Annotated in this window: 13 protein-coding genes, 2 tRNA genes and 1 pseudogene; 3 read left to right on the plus strand and 13 right to left on the minus strand. The window is 72.8% G+C overall.

Annotated features, from left to right (window positions below; translation table 11 throughout):
- Positions 1 to 5 precede the first annotated feature (5 nt).
- Positions 6 to 1712: a glycosyl hydrolase family 18 protein gene (locus DEJ43_RS12930; protein WP_041662421.1), complete on the minus strand. Its 1707-nt coding sequence runs from the start codon at positions 1710 to 1712 to the stop codon at positions 6 to 8.
- 308 nt (positions 1713 to 2020) lie between these two features.
- Positions 2021 to 3094: an LLM class flavin-dependent oxidoreductase gene (locus DEJ43_RS12935; protein ID WP_015033810.1), complete on the minus strand. Its 1074-nt coding sequence runs from the start codon at positions 3092 to 3094 to the stop codon at positions 2021 to 2023.
- A gap of 417 nt (positions 3095 to 3511) precedes the next feature.
- Here DEJ43_RS12935 and DEJ43_RS12940 point away from each other — a divergent pair, with 417 nt between their 5' ends.
- Positions 3512 to 4270, plus strand: a complete 759-nt coding sequence (locus DEJ43_RS12940; RefSeq protein WP_015033811.1) for an IclR family transcriptional regulator — start codon at positions 3512 to 3514, stop codon at positions 4268 to 4270.
- A gap of 84 nt (positions 4271 to 4354) precedes the next feature.
- Positions 4355 to 4428, plus strand: a tRNA-Lys gene (locus DEJ43_RS12945).
- An 81-nt stretch (positions 4429 to 4509) separates the two neighbouring features.
- On the opposite strand, the gene DEJ43_RS12950 is transcribed toward DEJ43_RS12945, so the two are convergent.
- The 6 genes and pseudogenes from DEJ43_RS12950 to DEJ43_RS12975 all read right to left on the minus strand — a co-directional run bounded on the left by DEJ43_RS12950 (position 4510) and on the right by DEJ43_RS12975 (position 13075).
- The gene (locus tag DEJ43_RS12950; protein ID WP_015033812.1) at positions 4510 to 5178 is read right to left on the minus strand and encodes a response regulator; all 669 of its coding nucleotides are present in this window, start codon (positions 5176 to 5178) and stop codon (positions 4510 to 4512) included.
- A complete protein-coding gene (locus tag DEJ43_RS12955; protein WP_041662423.1) occupies positions 5103 to 6413 on the minus strand; it encodes a sensor histidine kinase in 1311 nt (436 codons plus the stop codon). The genes DEJ43_RS12950 and DEJ43_RS12955 overlap by 76 nt, the downstream gene beginning before the upstream one ends.
- A 71-nt stretch (positions 6414 to 6484) precedes the next feature.
- Positions 6485 to 8152, minus strand: coding sequence for an AMP-binding protein (locus DEJ43_RS12960; protein WP_015033814.1), 1668 nt, complete (start codon positions 8150 to 8152; stop codon positions 6485 to 6487).
- Positions 8153 to 8205: 53 nt separating this feature from the next.
- On the minus strand, positions 8206 to 8799 hold the full coding sequence (locus DEJ43_RS12965) for a lytic polysaccharide monooxygenase auxiliary activity family 9 protein (protein ID WP_071891307.1): 594 nt from the start codon (positions 8797 to 8799) through the stop codon (positions 8206 to 8208).
- Between the two features lie 129 nt (positions 8800 to 8928).
- Positions 8929 to 10290, minus strand: a pseudogene (locus DEJ43_RS38075) (SPFH domain-containing protein); the annotation flags it as partial.
- A 1390-nt stretch (positions 10291 to 11680) separates the two neighbouring features.
- Entirely contained in the window at positions 11681 to 13075 is a 1395-nt protein-coding gene (locus DEJ43_RS12975) for a peptidoglycan-binding protein (RefSeq protein WP_015033818.1), read from the minus strand.
- 184 nt (positions 13076 to 13259) lie between these two features.
- Here DEJ43_RS12975 and DEJ43_RS12980 point away from each other — a divergent pair.
- Positions 13260 to 13333 (plus strand) — tRNA-Lys (locus DEJ43_RS12980).
- 267 nt (positions 13334 to 13600) lie between these two features.
- Here the strand turns inward: DEJ43_RS12980 and DEJ43_RS12985 are convergent.
- From DEJ43_RS12985 to DEJ43_RS13005, 5 genes are all read right to left on the minus strand, one after another.
- Positions 13601 to 14269 carry a class F sortase gene (locus DEJ43_RS12985; protein WP_015033819.1) on the minus strand — a complete coding sequence of 223 codons (669 nt, stop codon included), beginning with the start codon at positions 14267 to 14269 and terminating at the stop codon, positions 13601 to 13603.
- A complete protein-coding gene (locus DEJ43_RS12990; RefSeq protein WP_015033820.1) occupies positions 14266 to 14886 on the minus strand; it encodes a hypothetical protein in 621 nt (206 codons plus the stop codon). Before DEJ43_RS12990 ends, DEJ43_RS12985 begins: the two co-directional genes overlap by 4 nt.
- Before the next feature lie 74 nt (positions 14887 to 14960).
- Positions 14961 to 15740 carry an HAD-IIA family hydrolase gene (locus tag DEJ43_RS12995; protein WP_015033821.1) on the minus strand — a complete coding sequence of 260 codons (780 nt, stop codon included), beginning with the start codon at positions 15738 to 15740 and terminating at the stop codon, positions 14961 to 14963.
- Between the two features lie 79 nt (positions 15741 to 15819).
- Entirely contained in the window at positions 15820 to 17355 is a 1536-nt protein-coding gene (locus DEJ43_RS13000; protein WP_015033822.1) for an alkaline phosphatase family protein, read from the minus strand.
- Between the two features lie 162 nt (positions 17356 to 17517).
- Complete coding sequence (locus tag DEJ43_RS13005) at positions 17518 to 18576, minus strand: 2-aminoethylphosphonate ABC transporter substrate-binding protein (protein WP_015033823.1); 1059 nt, start codon at positions 18574 to 18576, stop codon at positions 17518 to 17520.
- Positions 18577 to 18602: the final 26 nt, after the last annotated feature.

Raw genomic sequence — 18602 nt, forward strand, 5'->3', positions numbered from 1 at the left:
GGGGGTCAGCAGGCGCCCTGGTCCTTCCAGACGCCCCACTCACCGGTGGTGCCGGGGGTCTCGTTCTGGGTCCACCACTGGGCGAGCCACTTGCGGCCGTTGTGGAAAACGACGGTACCGCCGGTGTAGACCGTGCCGGCCACGTACGCCGGGACCGAGCCGCAGCCCGTGGGCGGGGTGGTCGGCGGGGTCGTCGGAGGCGTGGTGGGCGGGGTGGTCGGGGGCGTCGTCGGCGGGGTCGTGGGCGGGGTGGTCGGCGGGGTGGTGGTGGAGCCGAGCGCCGTGTTGATCTGCTTCAGCAGGGTGGCGTTCTCGTCCAGGCCGAGGAGCGAGTACATCATCGCGCCGGCCAGGCCGCGCTGCTTGGCGTAGTCCACCCGGGCCTGGATGGAGCGCTGGTTGAGGCCGGTGAAGAACTCGCCGTCCTTGTAGAAGTACGAGGCCTTCGCCTGGTCGTCCCAGAAGGTCGTCGACGCGTTGTCGACGATGCCGCCGAGCTCCTTGTAGTGCGCGATGCCGGCCTGCTGGCTGAGCGGGCGGGCGTTGGAGCCGCCGGTCGCGGTGCCCGCGAGGCCGCCCGCGGAGCCGGCCGGGACGCCCTTCCAGCCGCGGTAGTAGAACTCGTAGCCGAGGGTCAGCTTGTTCGCGGGGAAGCCGCCGGTGATGCCGTAGGCGGGCTTGCCGTCGATCCAGGAGTCGATCGCGTTGTCGATCGAGTACTTCTCGGTGCCCGGCGCGATCACGTCGGTCGGGTCGTTGGCCCCGGAGTAGAGCGGGGACTGGTGGTACGTCGGCCCGTCGCCGTCCCAGGCGCCGTGCATGTCGTACGTCATGATGTTCGCGTAGTCGAGGTACGCGCCGATCTTGTCCGTCTCGATGTACTTGATCTTGTCCTGGCCGGCCGGGAGCGCCGCGGTCAGCAGGTACTTCTTGCCGCCGTTGGCCGCGCCGTACGCGTCGAGCTGCTTGCGGAACTCGGCGAGGAGCAGGGTGAAGTTCTGCTTGTCCTCGGGGGCGTAGTGGTTGCCCAGGTGGCCCTCGGAGGAGCCGGGGTACTCCCAGTCGATGTCGATGCCGTCGAAGATGCCGGCCGCCGTGCCGGGGCCGCCGAAGCCGCCCTCGACGGGCAGGTTGCCCTTGATGTACTGGTCGATGCAGGAGGCGACGAGCTTCTTGCGGCTCGCGTCCGTCTTGGCCGCGTCGCTGAAGTACTTGGAGTACGTCCAGCCGCCGAGCGAGATGTTGATCTTCAGGTGGGGGTACTTCGCCTTCAGTTCCTTGAACTGGTTGAAGACGCCCACGATCGGCTGGTTCCACGTGTCGGCGACGCCGTCCACGCTGTCCGCCGCGCTGAAGGACTTCTGGTAGTCGGCGTACGAGTCGCCCGCACCGTCACCCGCGTTGGGGTTGTTGTCGTCACCGGCGGCCTTGTTGGCCTCGAAACAGGTGAGGTTGGTGGGGTGGATGTTGCCGAACGAGTAGTTGATGACGTCCAGCTGGCCCGCGATGCCCCGGGTGTCGAGGTGCTTGGGGTAGAACGCGTTGCCGTAGATGCTCCACTGGTCGTAGTACGCGATGCGCACGTTGCCCGCAGCGGCAGTGGTCGTCGTGTCGGCCGCCTGGGCGGAGCCGAGGCCGACGGTCGCGGCGAGCGCGCCGGCGGCGAGGGCCGTGCTGAGGAGCGCGGCGATCAAGGGCTTACGGGGGTGCACGTGCGGCCTCCATCGGGGGGAGTGCGGGGTGGTGCCGTACAGGAGCTGGAGCAGTGATAACCGGCGCGTGAACAGCACGTCAATGGTCTGAACCAGATTGAGGACTAGACCAATTCGCCGGTGAAAGGCCTCGTCAGAGCCCCGCAGCACAAAACACAACCGCCCGCCACCATCGGTGACGAGCGGTTTAAGGTTCTATTAGGGGTGACGCGGACCCCGATCCGTGCAGGAACCAACCGGCCTCCGGAACCAGGGATTTCACCGGGCCGACTCCCGCGCGGAACGAGCCGCCCCGCTTTTTCGCGGCGCTACTCCGCCGGAAGCTCCGGCAGTTCGTACGCGTCCGCGATCAGCTCGTAGCTCCGCAGCCGCGCCTCCCCGCCGTGCGCGTTGGCCGTGATCATCAGCTCGTCCGCGCCCGTCCGCTTACCCAGGTCGTCCAGACCGGCACGGACCTCGTCCGGGGTGCCGTACACGATGTTCGCCAGCCAGTCGTTCACGAACTCCCGCTCGGCGGCGCTGAACGCGTACGCCTCCGCCTCCTCGGGCGTCGGTACGAGACCGGGCCGCCCGGTGCGCAGCCGCAGCATCGCGAGGGCGCCGGCGAGGACCTGGCGGTGCGCCTGCGCCGCCTCGTCGGCGGCGAGCGCCGAGACGCCGATCATCGCGTACGGCGCGTCGAGGACCTCGGAGGGCCGGAAGGAGTCCCGGTAGAGGTCGAGCGCCGGGATCGTGTTCCTGGCCGAGAAGTGATGGGCGAAGGCGAAGGGCAGCCCGAGCAGGCCGGCGAGCCTGGCGCTGAAGCCGGAGGAGCCGAGCAGCCAGATCGGCGGGCGGCCCTTCGGGCCCTGCACCGGGCCGGGCACGGCATGGATCTTGGCGTACCGGTGGCCGGCCGGGAAGTCGTCGTCCAGGAACCGGGTCAGCTCGGCGAGCTGCTCGGGGAAGTCGTCGGCCCCCTCGTTCAGGGTTACCGTCCGGCGCAGGGCGGCGGCCGTGGCCCCGTCCGTGCCGGGGGCGCGCCCGAGACCGAGGTCGATCCGGCCGGGGGCGAAGGCCTCCAGGGTGCCGAACTGCTCGGCGACGACCAGCGGCGCGTGGTTGGGCAGCATGACGCCGCCCGAGCCGAGGCGGATGCGGCGGGTGTGGGCGGCGAGGTGGGAGAGGATCACCGCCGGGGACGAGGAGGCGACGCCGGGCATGGAGTGGTGCTCGGCCACCCAGTGGCGGTGGAAGCCGCGCCGCTCGGCGAGCCTGCTCAGCTCGACGCTGGTGGCGAGCGCCTGGGTGGCGGTCCTGCCGCTGCCGACGGTCACCAGGTCCAGTACGGACAGCGGCACGGGGGCGGTTCCCCGCGCCTCTCCTCGAATAGCGTCGGTCACCTTCGGGACCCTCCTCGGCACACGTACGGAGTCATGAATCGGCTTGGACTCGTTGACAACAGGAGGGTGTCTCCGTTTATTCCGGTCGCCGCCCGGTCGCCGCCTTGCCGCTCGCCCGGTCGCCCGTCCGGCGATTCTCAGCCACCGGAAGAGAGCCGGAACGGCCCTCGGTGGCTCCGCTTCGCCATAAAAAATCTCCCGCTCCCCCCAGGCCGAACGCATGGGCGAGCGGCCCCGCGCACCGCGCTGACCTCAGACTCTCCGCGACACTCATGACCAGGGCATATGCCAGGGTGGTGCGTCCAAGGCCAGGGGCCGGATGCTCCGCATCATTCTCGCCAACAGCCGCCCCGTAAACGGTGCTTGGCGGCTATCGTGGTACGAAAGCTTGCGGTCACAACCTGGTAGGGGGAAACCGTGGCGCTGAAGCCCGAGCCCACCGCGCCGTTCCACTCGGTGCAATACGCCTTGCGCGTCCTCGAGACGATCTCACGGCACGGTGGCGGAGTGACGGACGTCCAGATCGCGCGCGAAGCAGGCCTGCCCGTCGCCCACCTGTCCTCACTCCTCCTCATGCTCCGCCGCGAGGGGTACGTCGAGCAGGTCGCCGACGGCGCGTACGTGATCGGGGACTCCCTCGTCCTCCTCGGCTCCGGCATGACCCGCCGCGAAGCCCTGCAGGCGAAGCTCCAGGAGACCCTGACCGAACTGCGCGACTCCGTCGGCGCGGCGGTCTACATCAGCCGGTACATCGACGGCGAGGTGAAGATCACCCAGTTCGCCGACGGCCCGCGCACGCCCAAGGTCAACGAGTGGGTCGACTTCCGCTCGGCGGCGCACGCCAGCGCGGTCGGCAAGTGCCTGCTCACCCAGCTCGACCAGAACGGGCGGCGGGACCACCTCTCGCGGCACAAGATCGCCCGGCTGACCTCCCGGACGATCACCAGCGAGCGCATCCTGTTCCCCAAGCTGGACAGCCAGCCGCCGACCGTCCCGGTGCTCGACCTCCAGGAGTACGCGGTGGGCACGGTCTGCGCCGCCGTCCCGCTGACGGCGGGCTCCGCCGTCGGCTGCCTGGCCCTCTCCCTCCCGATCGAGCACGCCCACCGGCTCCGCTCGGCCGCCGACACCCTGAACCGGCGGGCCGCGCCGGTGGTCATGGCGCTGGCGATCTGAGGGCCGGACGGGCCGGAGAGCGCCGGTCCCGAGGGGTGGTCGGAACCACCCCTCGGGACCAGGTAGTATTTTCTCTGTCAGCAGGCGCCGCTAGCTCAGTTGGTTAGAGCAGCTGACTCTTAATCAGCGGGTCCGGGGTTCGAGTCCCTGGCGGCGCACAGACGGAGAAAGCCCCTCGCGAAAGCGGGGGGCTTTCTCGTGCGCCCGGCCGGCCGCCAGGACCCCACGGCTCCCCGCCGCTACGCCCGCAGATACGTGAGAACGGCGAGGACCCGCCGGTGGGTGTCCTCGGCCGGCGGCAGGTCCAGCTTCGCCAGGATGTTCCCGATGTGCTTCCCCACCGCCGCCTCCGTGACCACGAGCCGCCGGGCGATGGACCCGTTCGAACGGCCCTCCGCGACCAGGCCCAGCACCTCGCGCTCGCGCGGGGTCAGCGCCTCCAGCGGATCACGGTGCCGCCGCAGCAGCTGCCGTACGACCTCGGGGTCGACGACCGTCCCGCCGTCCGCGACCCGGGCGAGCGCGTCCGCGAACTCCTCCACCTGCCCGACCCGGTCCTTCAGCAGATAGCCGACGCCCGTGCCGTCCCCCGCGTCGAGCAGATCGGCGGCGTAGCTGCGCTGCACGTACTGGCTGAGGACGAGGACCGGCAGCGCGGGCCGCTCGGCGCGGAGCGCGACCGCGGCGCGCAGCCCCTCGTCCTGGAAACCGGGCGGCATCCGGACGTCCGTCACCACGATGTCCGGCTCGTGCGCCGCGACCGCGTCCCGCAGCGCGTCGGCGTCCCCGACCGCGGCCACGACCTCGTGGCCGAAACGGGCCAGCAGCCCGATCAGCCCCTCCCTGAGGAGGACGCTGTCCTCGGCGAGGACGACTCGGAGCGCTCGCGTGCGCTCAGTGCGGGGCATGGGATCTCCACTCGGAGGAGGGTCGGCCCGCCCGGCGGGCTCATGATCGTCAGTGTGCCATCGAGGACGGCGATCCGGTCGGCGAGCCCGGTCAGCCCGCTCCCCCCGGCCGGGTCGGCGGCGCCGCGCCCGTCGTCCTCGACCTCGATCCGCAGCACCCCGTCCGTGTGCCGGGCGGTGAGGGCGGCCCGGCTCGCCCCGCTGTGCTTGCCGATGTTGGCCAGCGCCTCGCAGCCGGCGAAGTACCCGGCGCTCTCCACGGACTCGGGCAGCCGGGGCAGCTCGACGTCCGTGGTCACCGGCACGGCGGACCGGTCGGCGGCGTCGGTCAGGGCCGGGCCGAGCCCGTAGTCGGCGAGGACCTGCGGATGGATGCCGTGGATGAGCTCCCGCAGCTCGGTCAGGACCTGCCCCGCCTCGGCGTGCGCCTTCGCCAGCTGCTCGGCGAGCGGGCCGCCCGGCGGGGCGTCGAGCCGGGCGAGCCCCAGGGTCATCGTGAGCGCCACCAGACGCTGCTGGGCCCCGTCGTGCAGATCCCGCTCGATCCGGCGCCGCTCCGCCTCGAAGGCGTCGACGAGCCGCGCCCGGGAGGCGATGACCTCGCCGATCGCGCCCCGCGCCTCCGTCTCGCGCGGGGTGAGCAGCGCGCGGGCGAGCGCGGCCCGGGCGCCGGCCACGGCGGCCAGCGGATAGGCGAGGGCGACGAGCAGGACGGCGCCGAGGAGCGCGGCGGCGAAGGCCTCCGGGTAGGAGGTCACCAGGTACGCCTTGACGACCTTCGTCTCGTGGCCGTCCAGCGCGAGCCGGACGGGCGCGCTGAGCAGGGCGGCCGGCAGGCCGACGCCGGCGGCGACCGCGAGGAGGTCCAGCGGCCCGAGGACGGTCGCGAGGAGCAGGGCGTACGCGAACTCCCGCCAGGTCGCCGGCTCCCCCACCCGCAGCCGGAACCAGGCGGCGAGGCCGGGGGCGGCGGGGACGCGGTGCGGGTCGGGGGCCGGGTCGAGGTCGACGAGCCGGAGCCGGCGGCGCTCGACGCCGCCGAGGGCGAGTCCGGAGAGCAGCAGCAGCGGCAGCCCGACGAGCAGCAGGGAGAACACCCCGAGCACCAGGAACACGGCGGCGGCGCAGACCCCGACGATGCCGCCGCCGAGCAGGTAGCCGGCGGAACGCCAGGGCCAGGAGGTGCGGGGGAAGCGGGGCCGGGCGAGGGCCTGCCAGGGGGTACGGGCGTCCATGCGGCCCACGCTAGGCGCCGCCCACTCCCGGAACCATGCCCCTGGCGGGCGTCCCCTCGGTAGGCCTGGCCCTACCGGTAGGACGGGGACCGGTGGTGGTGGCTGTAGGTGGCCAGGAGGGTGGTGATCGCCGTCGGGGTCAGCGGTTCGTACGCCGTGTCCGGGCCCGGCCGCCACCACGTCGGGTCCGGGGACCGGAAGCCCGCCGCACGCAGTACCGCCCGGGCGATCTTGTTCGTCGCCGTGAGCGGCAGTTCCTCCATCACCCGGACGAACCGCGGCGGCATCTTCGTGCTCAGGTCCCCCTGCGCCGCCAGGAACGCCCCGAACTCCGCCGCGTCGAAGACCTCCCCCGGCCGCAGCGCGATCGCCGCCATCACCTGGTCCCCCGCCACCGGGTCCGGTATCGCGTAGACCGCGACGCCCGCGGCCCGGTCCCAGCGGGCCAGGATGTGTTCGATCATGGCCGCCGCCAAGTTCTCGCTGTCGACCCGCAGCCGGTCGTCCGTACGGCCCGCGAAGTAGAGGAAGCCGTCCGCGTCCCGGTAGAAGAGGTCGCCGGTCCAGTACCAGCCGGAGCGCAGCCGGGCCGCCTCCGCCTCGGGGTTGCGCCAGTACCCCTCGAAGGTGCTGCGTCCCCGGTTGACGAGTTCTCCGACCGCCTCCGAGGCGTTGAGGAGCACGCCCGTGGGGGAGAAACGGGCCGGCTCGCACTCCCGTCCCGTCTCCGCGTCCATCACCACCAGGTCGTCCCCCGGCGCCGCCCGGCCGACCGCGCCCGTCGGCGTGTCCGGGGTCCGCTGGATCGACGCGCCTCCCTCCGATGAGCCGTACCCCTCCACGAGCGGCACCCCGAAGCGCTCGCGGAAGCGGGCCGCGTCCACCGCCCCCGCCTCCGTGCCGAAGCCGAGGCGGAGCCGGTGCGCGCGGTCCTCGGGGGTGGGCGGGGTCGCCAGGAGGTACTGCACCGCGCGGCCCACATAGGTGAAGTAGGTGGCGTCGAAGCGGCGTACGTCCGCCAGGAAGCGGGACGCCGAGAAGCGGGCCCGCAGCGCCACCCCCGCCCCGGCGGCGAGCGCCGGCGCCCAGTCCGCGATCACCGCGTTCCCGTGGAACATCGGCATGCAGATGTAGTGGACGTCGTCGGGGCCGACGGAGAAGTGGGTGGTGAGGGAGGAGCCGGCCGCCGCCAGCCGGCCCTGGCTGCAGAGCGCGGCCTTCGGCGCGCCGGTGGAACCGGAGGTGAAGGACAGCAGGAAGCGGCTTTCGGGGCGCACCGGGCCCAGCTGCGCGTCGCCCGGGCGGGCGTTCCCGTAGGGGGCGAGGAGTTCCTCGTACGCCTCGGTGTCCGTGACGAGGAGGCGCACCCCCGGCAGCGGCAGGCCGTCGAGGAGCGGCAGGTGGGCGCGCTGGGTGACCAGGACCCGGCACGCGGTGTGCCGGATGTCCCGGGCGAGTTCGGCGCCGCGCCGGGTGGGGTTGATCCCGGCGACGGCGGCCCCCGCGAGGGCCGCCGCCCCGAGCCAGAGCGGGTACTCCGGCGTGTTGTCGAGCAGGATGCCGAGGTGCGGCTCGCCCCCCGGCACAGGTGGCATCAGGTCCACGAGCAGTGCGGCCCGCGCGGCGGCGCCGGCGGCGACCTGGTGGTGGGTGAGGGCGTGGTGCTCGTCCCTCAGCCCGATCCGGTGGTCGCCCCATTGGCGCCGTACGAGTTCCGCGACGGTGTCCGCACCCCTCATGGCCCGGACTGTAACTGACGGATCGTCAGAACTGAACGCTCACGAGCGAGCGGTCAGAACTTGACGTCCGAGCAGGCGTAGAAGGCGTTCGCGGTGTCCGCGATCGTCCACACCGCCAGGATCAGATGACGGCCCGTCTTGCCCGCCGGGATCGTCCCCGAGTGCGAGAGCGTCGCCGGCGGCTGCTGGTTGTTGTAGGGGACGGTCAGGAACGGCTGGGGGTCGAGCGCGGCCCGGGTCAGCTTCTGACTCGGGTTCCAGCCGTTCTTGGTGATGTAGTACTTGAAGTCGGTGGTGCGGTGCCGGGCCGTGAACTGCCAGCGGAAGCTGTAGCTCTGGCCCGCCGTGAGCTGCGTCGCGGGCCACGCACCGCCCCGGGGGTCGTCCAGCTGGGCGAACTGCGTGAGCCCGGCGGAACAGATCTTGCCGTCGGCGGGGCCGGCGGCGGGGAAGCCCTTGGGCCCCTCGACCGACTGGGGCTCCCACTGTATGGAGCCGCAGTTGGTCACGGTGCCGTTGGCGCAGAGCTTCTGGCGGCTGATCGGCGAGTCGGTGTAGCCGTGACTGCCGGCACTACCGGTGGCGAGGAGGGTGGCGCCGGCGACGCCGAGCGCCACCACCGCCGACCCGACTGACTTTTTGCGCATGCTGTCGCTCCAGGAGAACGTGGGGGAGTTCCGTTGGGCCGTGCGCGCACGCGTGCGGTGGTACGACGTACCGATTTTGGTCTGGACCAAGTACCAAGGTATGGACGGAAGTTGAACCTGTCCATCCCTTCACGCCCCCTCTACAGGACCCGTCCGACCCGTGTAGAACGCCACCGTCAGGTCCTTGACCAGCGCCTTGCGCTCATAGTCGTCCAGCTCCACCAGACCACGACTGGTCAGCCGGTGGACCACGTCGTCCACCGCGTCCACCACCGACGTCAGGACGCTGTCCCGGTGCTTCGCGTCGATCGCCGCGATCCGGCGCCGCGTCATCGCCGCCGCCACCTCCGGCGCGTACTCGATCCTCGTCGGCTGCGCCGAGAACACGTCCACGCCCACCGGGGCGCACTCCGCCGACAGCATCCGCGTCAGCGCCTCCCCCACCGCCTCCGCGTCCCGGAGCGTCGGGGCGTCCTCGTGGAACGCGTCCGCCGGAAGCTGCGACAGCACCCGGGCCATCGCCGCCTCCACCTGCTCCCGCAGATACTCCTCGTGCCCGTCGACCCCGAGCGCCGCGCGGACCGTGTCCCGCACCCGCCACACCACCAGCACGACCACGTCGAGCGCGGTGCCCTTCGCGTCCACCGCCGACAGCGGCTCGCTGCGCCAGTGCCGGAGCCGCACGTCCACCCGGCGGCGGAGCAGCAGCGGGCTCACCCACACCAGACCGGTACGGCGGACCGTGCCCCGGTAGTCGCCGAACAGCGTCAGCACCCAGGCGTAACCGACCCGGCCGCGACCGAGACCGCCCACGGCGAACAGGGTGAGCAGCACCCCCAGGGCGAGGAGCGCCCACTGGCCGAGATGAATGCCGTGGTACGGGCGCTCCGGCAGCCGCAGCATCCTGGCCGCCTCCTCGGGTACGGCCCCGGCCCACCACACGACCGCGGCGCAGCCCGCGAGCGCGAGGGCGCCGCCGGCCACCCCCACCCAGCCGGGCAGCACCGGCCCGGGCCGCTCGACGAGCGCCGGGTCCGCGCTGGGAACGGGCCGCGAGGCGGCGGCCTTCCCGGTCACCGACTGCTGCCGGGACTTCTTCCGTCCCGGGGAGGCGCTCGCGGCGGCGGTCTGCGGCGCCGGGATCGCGGGACCGCGCCCCTTCGCCGCCCGGCGGCTCGGCGGGGGCGGGGTCGGCACGGCCATGGCGACCGTGTCGGGACCACCGTCGTCCTCACCGGCCGCGAGCGGGGCGGCGGCGGTGTCCGGTTCGTCCCGGAAGAGCAGGTGTACGGGGATGGAGCCGGTGGTCTCGGCCCCGATCACGTTCTTCCGCCGCGCGACCCGCACGACGGCGGCGACGGGCACCGCGACGGCGCCGACACGGGCGGCGGTGATCCGCCGGAAATCAGGCGCCCCCACCGCCGCCGCCGGACCGGCGGGAACCACCAGCGCGGCTGCGCTCCGCACGACGACGGGCTCCACCTTCGGCGACAACGCGGAACGGGTGGGCCGCGCGTGAGCCTGAGCGGCGGCTGTGTCGGGCGAGGCCGGGGGGTTGGGGGCGGTGACGGTACCGGCCGGGGCCGGGTGGGCGGACGGGGTGGCCGTACCGGGCGAGGCCGGGGGGTTGGGGGCAGTGGCCGTACCGGCCGGGGTGGCCGGAGGGCCCGCGGTGGTGGCCTCACCGGCCGAGACCGGGCGGGCCGACGCGGTGGCCGTACCGGCAGAGGCCTGGTGTGCGGAGGCGGTGGCCGGACGGCCTGCGGCTGTACCTGCCGGGACCGAGGGGGCGGACGCGGGGCGGCCCTGCGGGCTCGCCGTACCGGCCGCAGTCGAGTGGGCGGACGCGGTGGCCCCGCCGGACACTCCGGCCGGAAGCACCGTCCGCGTCCCGTCGAGGCCGGTCCCTCCGGTGGAGGTGCGGGGCGTTGCCCCGGGGTTGTCCGGCGACCCGGTCGGGCCGGCCACCTCCGGGCGGGCAGCCCGAGCCGGAACCGCAGCTGCGGAGCCGGACCCTGGACGGTCAGTGACCGCCGTCGCCCCGGCGAGCGCACCGGCGCCCGGGTGGGCCGTGACCGCGGTCGATCCGGCCAGTGCTTCCGGGCCGGCAGCCCGGGCCGGAGCCGTAACTGCGGAGCCAGCGCCCGGGTGGGCCGTGGCCGCCGTCGACCCGGCCAGCGCCTCCCGCATGGCGGCCTCGGCCGAGCCCGTACCTGCGGAGCCAGCGCCCGGGTGGGCGGTGACCGCCGTCGACCCGGCCAGCGCCTCCCGCCTCGCGGCCTCGGCTGAACCCGTGCCTGCGGAGCCTGCGCCCGGGTGGGCCGTGACCGCCGTAGACCCGACCAACACCTCCCGCCTCGCGGCCTCGGCCGCGTGGCCGTTCGTGTTCGCACCCGGCGGCGCGGGGCGGGCGGCGGCCGTCCCGGACGCCGTACCCGCCTGGTCCGCTACGACCGGAGCCGTACCCACGGCCGGGGACCCGCCGGGCGGACCGGCCGGGAGGACCGAACCCGTACCGGCCTCTGCGCCGACGGCCGAGGCCGGTCCGGCGCCCGCCCCCTCGGGCCGGGCGCCCGGGGAGACGGCCTCGGCACCGGCCGGGCCGGAGGCCGTACCCGTACCCGCCGGGCCGGAGGCCGTGCCCGTGCCCGTACCCGCGAGGTCGGAGCCCGCGGGGCCGGGGGCCGCAGCCGTGCCCGCGCCCTCAGGGGTGCGTCCCGGCGGTGGGGCGGCGCGGTCGTTCGGGGTGGGGGTGGTGCGGGGGAGGGTGCCGTCCGTCAGGCGTCTCGCCGTGCGGGCGGCGTCACGTGAGGCCGCCGCTCCGGAATCCGCGGGGTTCGGGTTCGATGCCGTCATTCGGGTCCACCTCATGCTCTCGGGGTCATCGGAACAAGCGCCGCCAGGTCTCCGGGCCCGGGTAGCCGTCGGCCGCTGCGCCGCGCCAGCCCTGTGCCCGCTGGAACGCCTCGACGTTGCGGCGGTCCGCCTCCGTCCAGCGCGGACCGGGTCCCGACAGGTAGTGCTTGCCGAAGCCCCGCTTCACCAGTTGTTTGCCCAGCTTCTCCACATATGCGTTGGATTGGCCCGGACGGAAGGAGCCACGCCCGGGAAATGCCGTCGCATTCGAAGTCGACCCGCTCGAACCACTCGAACCGCCGATGCTCCGGCCCCCGCCGGTCACGAGGAGCTTCCAGGTCTCCGGGCCGGGCAGGCCGTCCGCCTCCTTGCCCTTCCAGCCCTGCGCCAGCTGGAACGCCTGGGTCGCCCGCCGGTCCGCTTCGCCCCATTTCGGGCCGGGTCCCTTGCTGTAGAACTTCTTGCCGCCGCGGTCGACGAGCAGCCGCCCGAGCTGGGTGACGTACGCGTTGTCGGCGCCGGGGCCGAACATCGCGAGGCCCGGGTACGGCGTCGCCGTCGGCTTGGCCCCGCCACCGGTGCTCCCGGTGTCGCCGCCGCTGACCACGCCCTTGTAGCGGTAGGCCACGTACCGGTTGGAGTTCTCCCAGTACGCCATCGGCGTCGCCTGTTTCCGCGTGCGCGGCTTGGTCTGCTCGTAGGCGACGTACGAGGTGTGGGTGTAGTCGGTCCAGCCGCCGAAGATCGTCACGTGCGAGCCGCGCGTCGGGTTGGCGGGGTTGTGGAAGAGCAGGATGTCGCCGGGCTGGAGTTCGGTGCGGTCGATGCGGTCGGCGAAGCGGTCGAGGCTGCCGGTCCACTCGTTGCTGCGGAGGTTCCAGGCCATCGAGATGTATCCGGAGCAGTCCTGGCGGTAGCCGTCCGTCCAGTACTTCTCCATGGAGTACGGGACCTGGGCCGTGACCCACAGCTTGGCGCGGTTGATGATCTCGGCGCGGGTCGTCTTCCGCAGGGTGCCGGTCGAGATCTGACTGGTCGTCGGGTTCGCGTTGGGGGCGGGCAGGCCGCCGGGTCCCGGCGCGCCGTGGAGCGGCTCGCGGCCGCCCTGGGGGGTGTCGGCCGCGGGGTCGGCCGCGCGCGTGCCCGCCCCTTCCGCCTGGTCGGCTCCCTCCGTCAGGTCCGCGGGGGTGACCGGGACCGCCGGCGGGGGCAGGGTCGTCGCCACGGCGGCTCCTCCGCCGCCGCCCAGGACCACGCCCGCCGCCGTCACCAGGACCAGGGCGCGGCGGGCGCCGTGCGCCGCGGGGTGGCCGCCCGCCCGGACCGGCAGGCCAAGCGCGAGGTCACGCCGCTGCTGGGCGCACCCCGGGCAGCCGCAGTCGGCCGCGGGTTCGAACTCCTCGAAGACCGGCACGCTCATGCGATTCCCCTCCACACTCGTCAAGATCTTTTGACCCTTGGTTTTGGGCGTCAGTGTCTCAACTGTCTGGACAAATCGCATTTTGACGGATCGAAGGCCTGATACGACCATCCGACAGGCCGGAGGCGACCGGTATTGGTCAGGAGCACACCCGCACGTCAGGTAGAGTTCTCTCTGTCAGCAGGCGCCGCTAGCTCAGTTGGTTAGAGCAGCTGACTCTTAATCAGCGGGTCCGGGGTTCGAGTCCCTGGCGGCGCACGCACAGTCAAGGCCCCCTCACCGATGGTGAGGGGGCCTTGATCGTTCCGAACTGTCGTGTGGCGCGGGCGGGTTACCGCGACGCGGCGGCCCTCTGGGCCGGGCGGGGCGCGGCCTCTACAGTGTCCGCAACCCCCGACCTCCCGCGGTGGCACCGGGCCCCTCCCGCTCCCGTGAGCCCCGCGGTCGAGGACCGGCCCGGTCGGCGGTGCCGCGGGACGCCCGCCGCCGACCGGCGCCAGGTCGCCCACCTGCCCGGAGGTCCCGTCAGGGGGCGGCCGTGAGGTAGGCGGAGACGACGACGTTGGCCGTATAGGTGTTCGATTTCGGGTCGAACGTGCCGCCGCAGGTGATCAGGCGGAGTTCCGCCCGGTGCGGGTCCCGCGCCCCGTAGACCGCGCGGGCGTCGAAGTGGTCGCGCGGATGGACCTGGACATCGTCGATCGTGAACTCGGCGACCGATCCGTCCGAACGGGTGACCCGGACCTTCGCACCGGGGCGGGCCGCGCTCAGGCCGTAGAAGACCGCCGGCCGGGTCTCGGTGTCGACGTGGCCGACGAGGAGCGCCGCGCCCGCCGCGCCCGGCCGCGTACCCGAGCCGAACCAGCCCACCGTGTGCGGCATCTCGTAGGGCGGCGGGTCGATCGCCCCCGTGGCGTCCAGGCCGCGCGCCACCACGGGGGCCGTGATGCCGAGGGAGGGGATCTCGACCCGCCGGGGTTCGACGGGGTCGAGGGGGTCCCGGGCCGGCGGCAGGGGCTCCCCCAGGGGGCGGCCGACGGCGGCGATGTCGCCGGTGGTCGGCGCGGAGAGGCCGCCGGGGCCCTCGGTGACCTCGCGGCCCCAGAGCCAGAGCCCCCCGAGCAGCAGCGCCCAGGCCACCCCGGTGACGAGCCGCCCGGTGCCCGCCGGGCGGGGGCCGGACGGCACGGTCACTCCGTGCCGGCGCCCGGGCCCGTACCGGAGCCGTCGGCGCGGCGGCGGGAGCTGCGGAAGGCGACCGCGACGGCGGCGACGGCGGCCAGGCCGAGGCCGAGCAGGGTGTACAGGGTGCCGAGGCCGCTCTCGCTGGTCGTCTGGGCGACGCCGGGCGCGGCCGGGGCCGCGAACGCGGCGGCGCCGCCACCGCCGGCCCGGACCGGGGCGACCGGGCTCGGGTGGTGGGTGGGCCGGTGGGTCGGCTCGTGGGTGGGCTTGTGGTGCTGGACGTGCACCGTGCCGACGTCCGGGTGGTCGTGGCCGTCGCAGGTCACGCTGACCTTGTACGTGCCGTTCTGCAGGCCGGATCTGATCGTGGTGTCACCGAAGAGCGGGGCGCCGCCGCCGTCCCTGCCGGTGAGCTCCGCGTCGGCGACGAAGGCCGGGGACTTCGCGGCGCCGGTCGTGCCCTTGCAGCCCTGGACGCGGACGTCGACGTCGGCGCCGGGCGAGGCGGTGGACGGGGTGACGGTGACCTTCACCCCGTCGTGGGCGTACGCGCCGCCGGCCGTCGGTGCCAGCACGAGCACGAGGGCCGCCCCTGCGGCACGGAGAGCAATGGGACCTGAACGCATCGTGACCTCCTGATACTGGCAGGGTCACCCGGATCGGGCCGCGCCGCATCCGCAGGGGCTCGCGCGGAGGGCGGTCAGACGCGGTCGACGATGTCCGCGATCGACTTGACGATCTTCGACGGGCGGAACGGGAAGCGGTCGATCTCCGCCTCGCCCGTCAGCCCGGTGAGGACGAGGAAGGTCTGCATGCCCGCCTCCAGGCCCGCCAGGATGTCGGTGTCCATCCGGTCGCCGATCATGGCGCTGGTCTCGGAGTGGGCGCCGATGGCGTTGAGCCCGGTGCGCATCATCAGCGGGTTCGGCTTGCCCGCGAAGTACGGCTCCTTGCCGGTCGCCTTGGTGATCAGCGCCGCGACCGAACCCGTGGCGGGCAGCGGGCCCTCCAGGGACGGGCCGGTCTCGTCGGGGTTGGTGCAGATGAAGCGGGCGCCGGCGTTGATGAGCCGGACCGCCTTGGTCATCGCCTCGAAGGAGTACGTACGGGTCTCGCCGAGGACCACGTAGTCGGGGTCGTGGTCGGTGAGGACGTAGCCGATGTCGTGCAGCGCGGTGGTGAGGCCGGCCTCGCCGATGACGTAGGCGGTGCCGCCGGGGCGCTGGTCGTCGAGGAACTTGGCGGTGGCGAGCGCCGAGGTCCAGATGTTCTCGACGGGGACTTCGAGGCCCATCCGGGCGAGCCGGGCGTGCAGGTCGCGGGCCGTGTAGATCGAGTTGTTGGTGAGGACCAGGAAGGGCTTGCCGGTCTCGCGCAGCTTCCTGATGAACGCGTCGGCGCCGGGGATCGGCACGCCCTCGTGGATGAGGACGCCGTCCATGTCGGTCAGCCAGGATTCGATCGGCTTGCGCTCTGCCATGGGTGCGGGACTCCTGCCGTACAAAAGTGCGGTGTGCTGGGGGCGCCGCGACAGCGCTGTGGCGACGCCCCCAGCCTAATCAGGAAGCCGTGACCTTGACCCCGTCGATCACCCAGTACCAGTTGTTGGAGCCGGTGTAGCGGAAGCGGAAGCTCACGCTGGACGCGCCGGCCGGGACGGCGACGTCGAGCGACTGGGGCTGGGAGATGACGTCGGAGGTGTAGCTCTTCACGACGGTGGGGGTGCCGCCGTTGAAGACGGCCTGGATCTGGGCGGTCTGGCTGCCCTCCTGGCGGTAGAAGGTCGTGAAGTCCAGGGTGACCCGGGTCGCGCCGGACACGCCGTACGCCGGGGTGACCAGCGTCGAGTCGTACGTGCCGGAGAAGGTCTTGTCGGCCCACTCGTCGGAGTCGGCGACGGCGAAGACGCCCCGGGCGCGCACGTTGAGCTCGCGGGACTGGTCGCGCTGGGTGCGGGACCAGAACTCGTCGGTGGCGAAGGACCAGCCGCGCCACTCGGTCATGCCGCCGGTGCCCATGGCGTTGTTGATGACGGACCAGCCGCTGGGCGCGGTGCGGGTGAAGCCGAGGACCCCGGCGGGGATGCCGGTCTCGTCGACGCGGCCGGTGAGCGAGCCGTGCAGGCTGTCGAAGGGGTCGGTGGAGCGTTCCTGGACCGGCTTGCCGTCCAGGCCCCAGGACGCGGCCGGCGTGATGCCGAGCTGGTGGAAGACGGTGGCGGCGACGTCGACGAGCCGGGTGTCGATCGGGCGGGCTCCGGCGGCGATGCCGGGGCCCTGGGCGAGGACGAAGGTGCGCCGCTCCTCGATGGACGAGCCGCCGTGGCCGCCGCCGTCGGTGTGGCCGTGGTCGGTCGTGACGATGACGGTCCAGCGCTCGGTGGCGTACGAGGGGCGGGCCTTGATCGCGGTGAGCAGGCGGCCGAGGTAGCCGTCCTGGACGTCGATGGCGGCGGTGTACTCGGGGCTGGCGGCGCCGTGGTTGTGGCCGATCTCGTCGGTCTCGCCGAAGTAGACGAAGAGGACGTCCGGGTTCTGGTGGCGCAGGATGTCCTCGGTGATGTCGGCGATCACGAGGTCGTTGACGGCGTAGTCGTTGTTGTAGACGAGCTTGGCGTCGGCGCCGGGGGTGACGGTGCCGTGGGTGTCGAGTTCGGGCCAGTCGACGGCCGCGAAGAGCGAGAGCTCGGGGCGGACCTGGTGGAGGCGGGCGAGGAAGCCGGGGTACCGGGCGTAGTTCTTGCCGGTGAAGGTGTTGTCCTTGACGCCGTGCTTGTCGGGCCAGACGCCGGTGGAGATGGTGGACCAGCCGGGGCCGGAGGAGGTCGCGGCCATCGGGTTGGCGTAGAGCAGGGAGCGGCCGTAGGTGCCGTTCGCCATCAGGGACTTGAGGTGGGGCGCCTTGGCGGCGTCGATCCGGTCGTGGCGCAGGCCGTCCATGCCGACGACGAGCACCTTGTCCTTGCTGGTGCCGTCGGGGAGCGTGGGCGTGGCGGCCCGGGCGGCGGGGGCGGTGGCGAGGCCGGTGGCGGCGACGGCCGCGGTGGCACCGGCGGCGGCGAGCACGGTGCGGCGGGAGATGCCGGCGATCGGCATGTCGGGGTCCTCCGTGAGCGGGGTCGATGGGGGCGTGGACGCACCTCAACGCCCCTGATTCCGCAGGGGCGTTGAGCGTCGGTCCGTACCCGTTATCCTTCCGCGATGTACGGGGGCGTTCCAGGGTCGTGCGGTGAACTCTTGGTGGCGGGCGGCGAAGGGTCAGCTGCCGGTCGCGGACTTCCACGCGTCGACGTACGTCGTGAGGTTCTTGTCGATGTCGGCCCAGTCCGGCTCGAAGACCTCGACGCCCTCCAGGAGCTTCGCCAGCGCGATCGCGTTTGCGTCGGTGGCCTTGACGTCCTTGCGGGCCGGGAAGCCGCCGCCGATCGCGCTGGCCTCGCGCTGGGCCTCCTCGCTCAGCATGAAGTCGAGGAGCTTCTTGCCGTTCTCGGTGTGCGGGGCCTTGTCCACCAGGCCGGCCGCGTAGGGCAGGGCGAAGGTGGTGGGCTTGCCGTCGCCCTTGGCCGGGAACCAGATGCCGAGGTTCGGCATGGTCCTGGACTGGGCGAAGTTCATCTGCACGTCGCCGTTGGCGACGAGGAGTTCGCCCTTGTCCACCTTGGGGGCGAGCTTGGAGGTGGAGGAGGACGGGCCGACGTTGTTGGCCTGGAGCTTCTTCAGGTACTCCATCGCCGGCTCCCGGCCGCCGAAGTCGTGCACGGCCTTGATGAGGACAGCGGTGCCGTCACCGGCGACGCCCGGGGTGGAGTACTGCAGCTTGTTCTTGAACTTCGCGTCGAGCAGCTCCTCCCAGCTCTTCGGGGCGGCGGGGAGCTCCTTCTTGTTGTGGATGAAGCCGAAGTAGTTGTTGACGACGGACGTCCAGCTGCCGTCGCTCGCCTTGTCGCCGCCGCCGACCTGGTCGGCGCCCCGCGGGGTGTACTTCTGGAGCAGGCCCTTGGAGCCGGCCTGCTGGATGAAGGGCGGCAGGGTCACGAGGACGTCGGCCTGGGTGTTGCTCTTCTCGCGGAGGGCGCGCTGCACCATCTCGCCGGAGCCGCCCTCGACGTACCTGACCTTGATGCCGGTCTTCTTCTCGAAGTCGGCGAAGACCTTGTCGTACCAGCCGTCGCCCGCCTCGCCCTTGAGGCCGTCGGCGCTGTAGACGGTGACGGTCTTCTCGTCGGACGCCGCGGAGGAGCCTCCGCAGGCGGTGAGGCCCGCGGCGAGGACGAGGGAGCCGGTGACGGCGGCGATCGGCTTGGCGTACGTACGCATAACGTCGTTCTCTCCTGGTGACGGTG

It is taken from the genome of Streptomyces venezuelae ATCC 10712 (genome assembly GCF_008639165.1).
GTDB lineage: Bacteria > Actinomycetota > Actinomycetes > Streptomycetales > Streptomycetaceae > Streptomyces > Streptomyces venezuelae.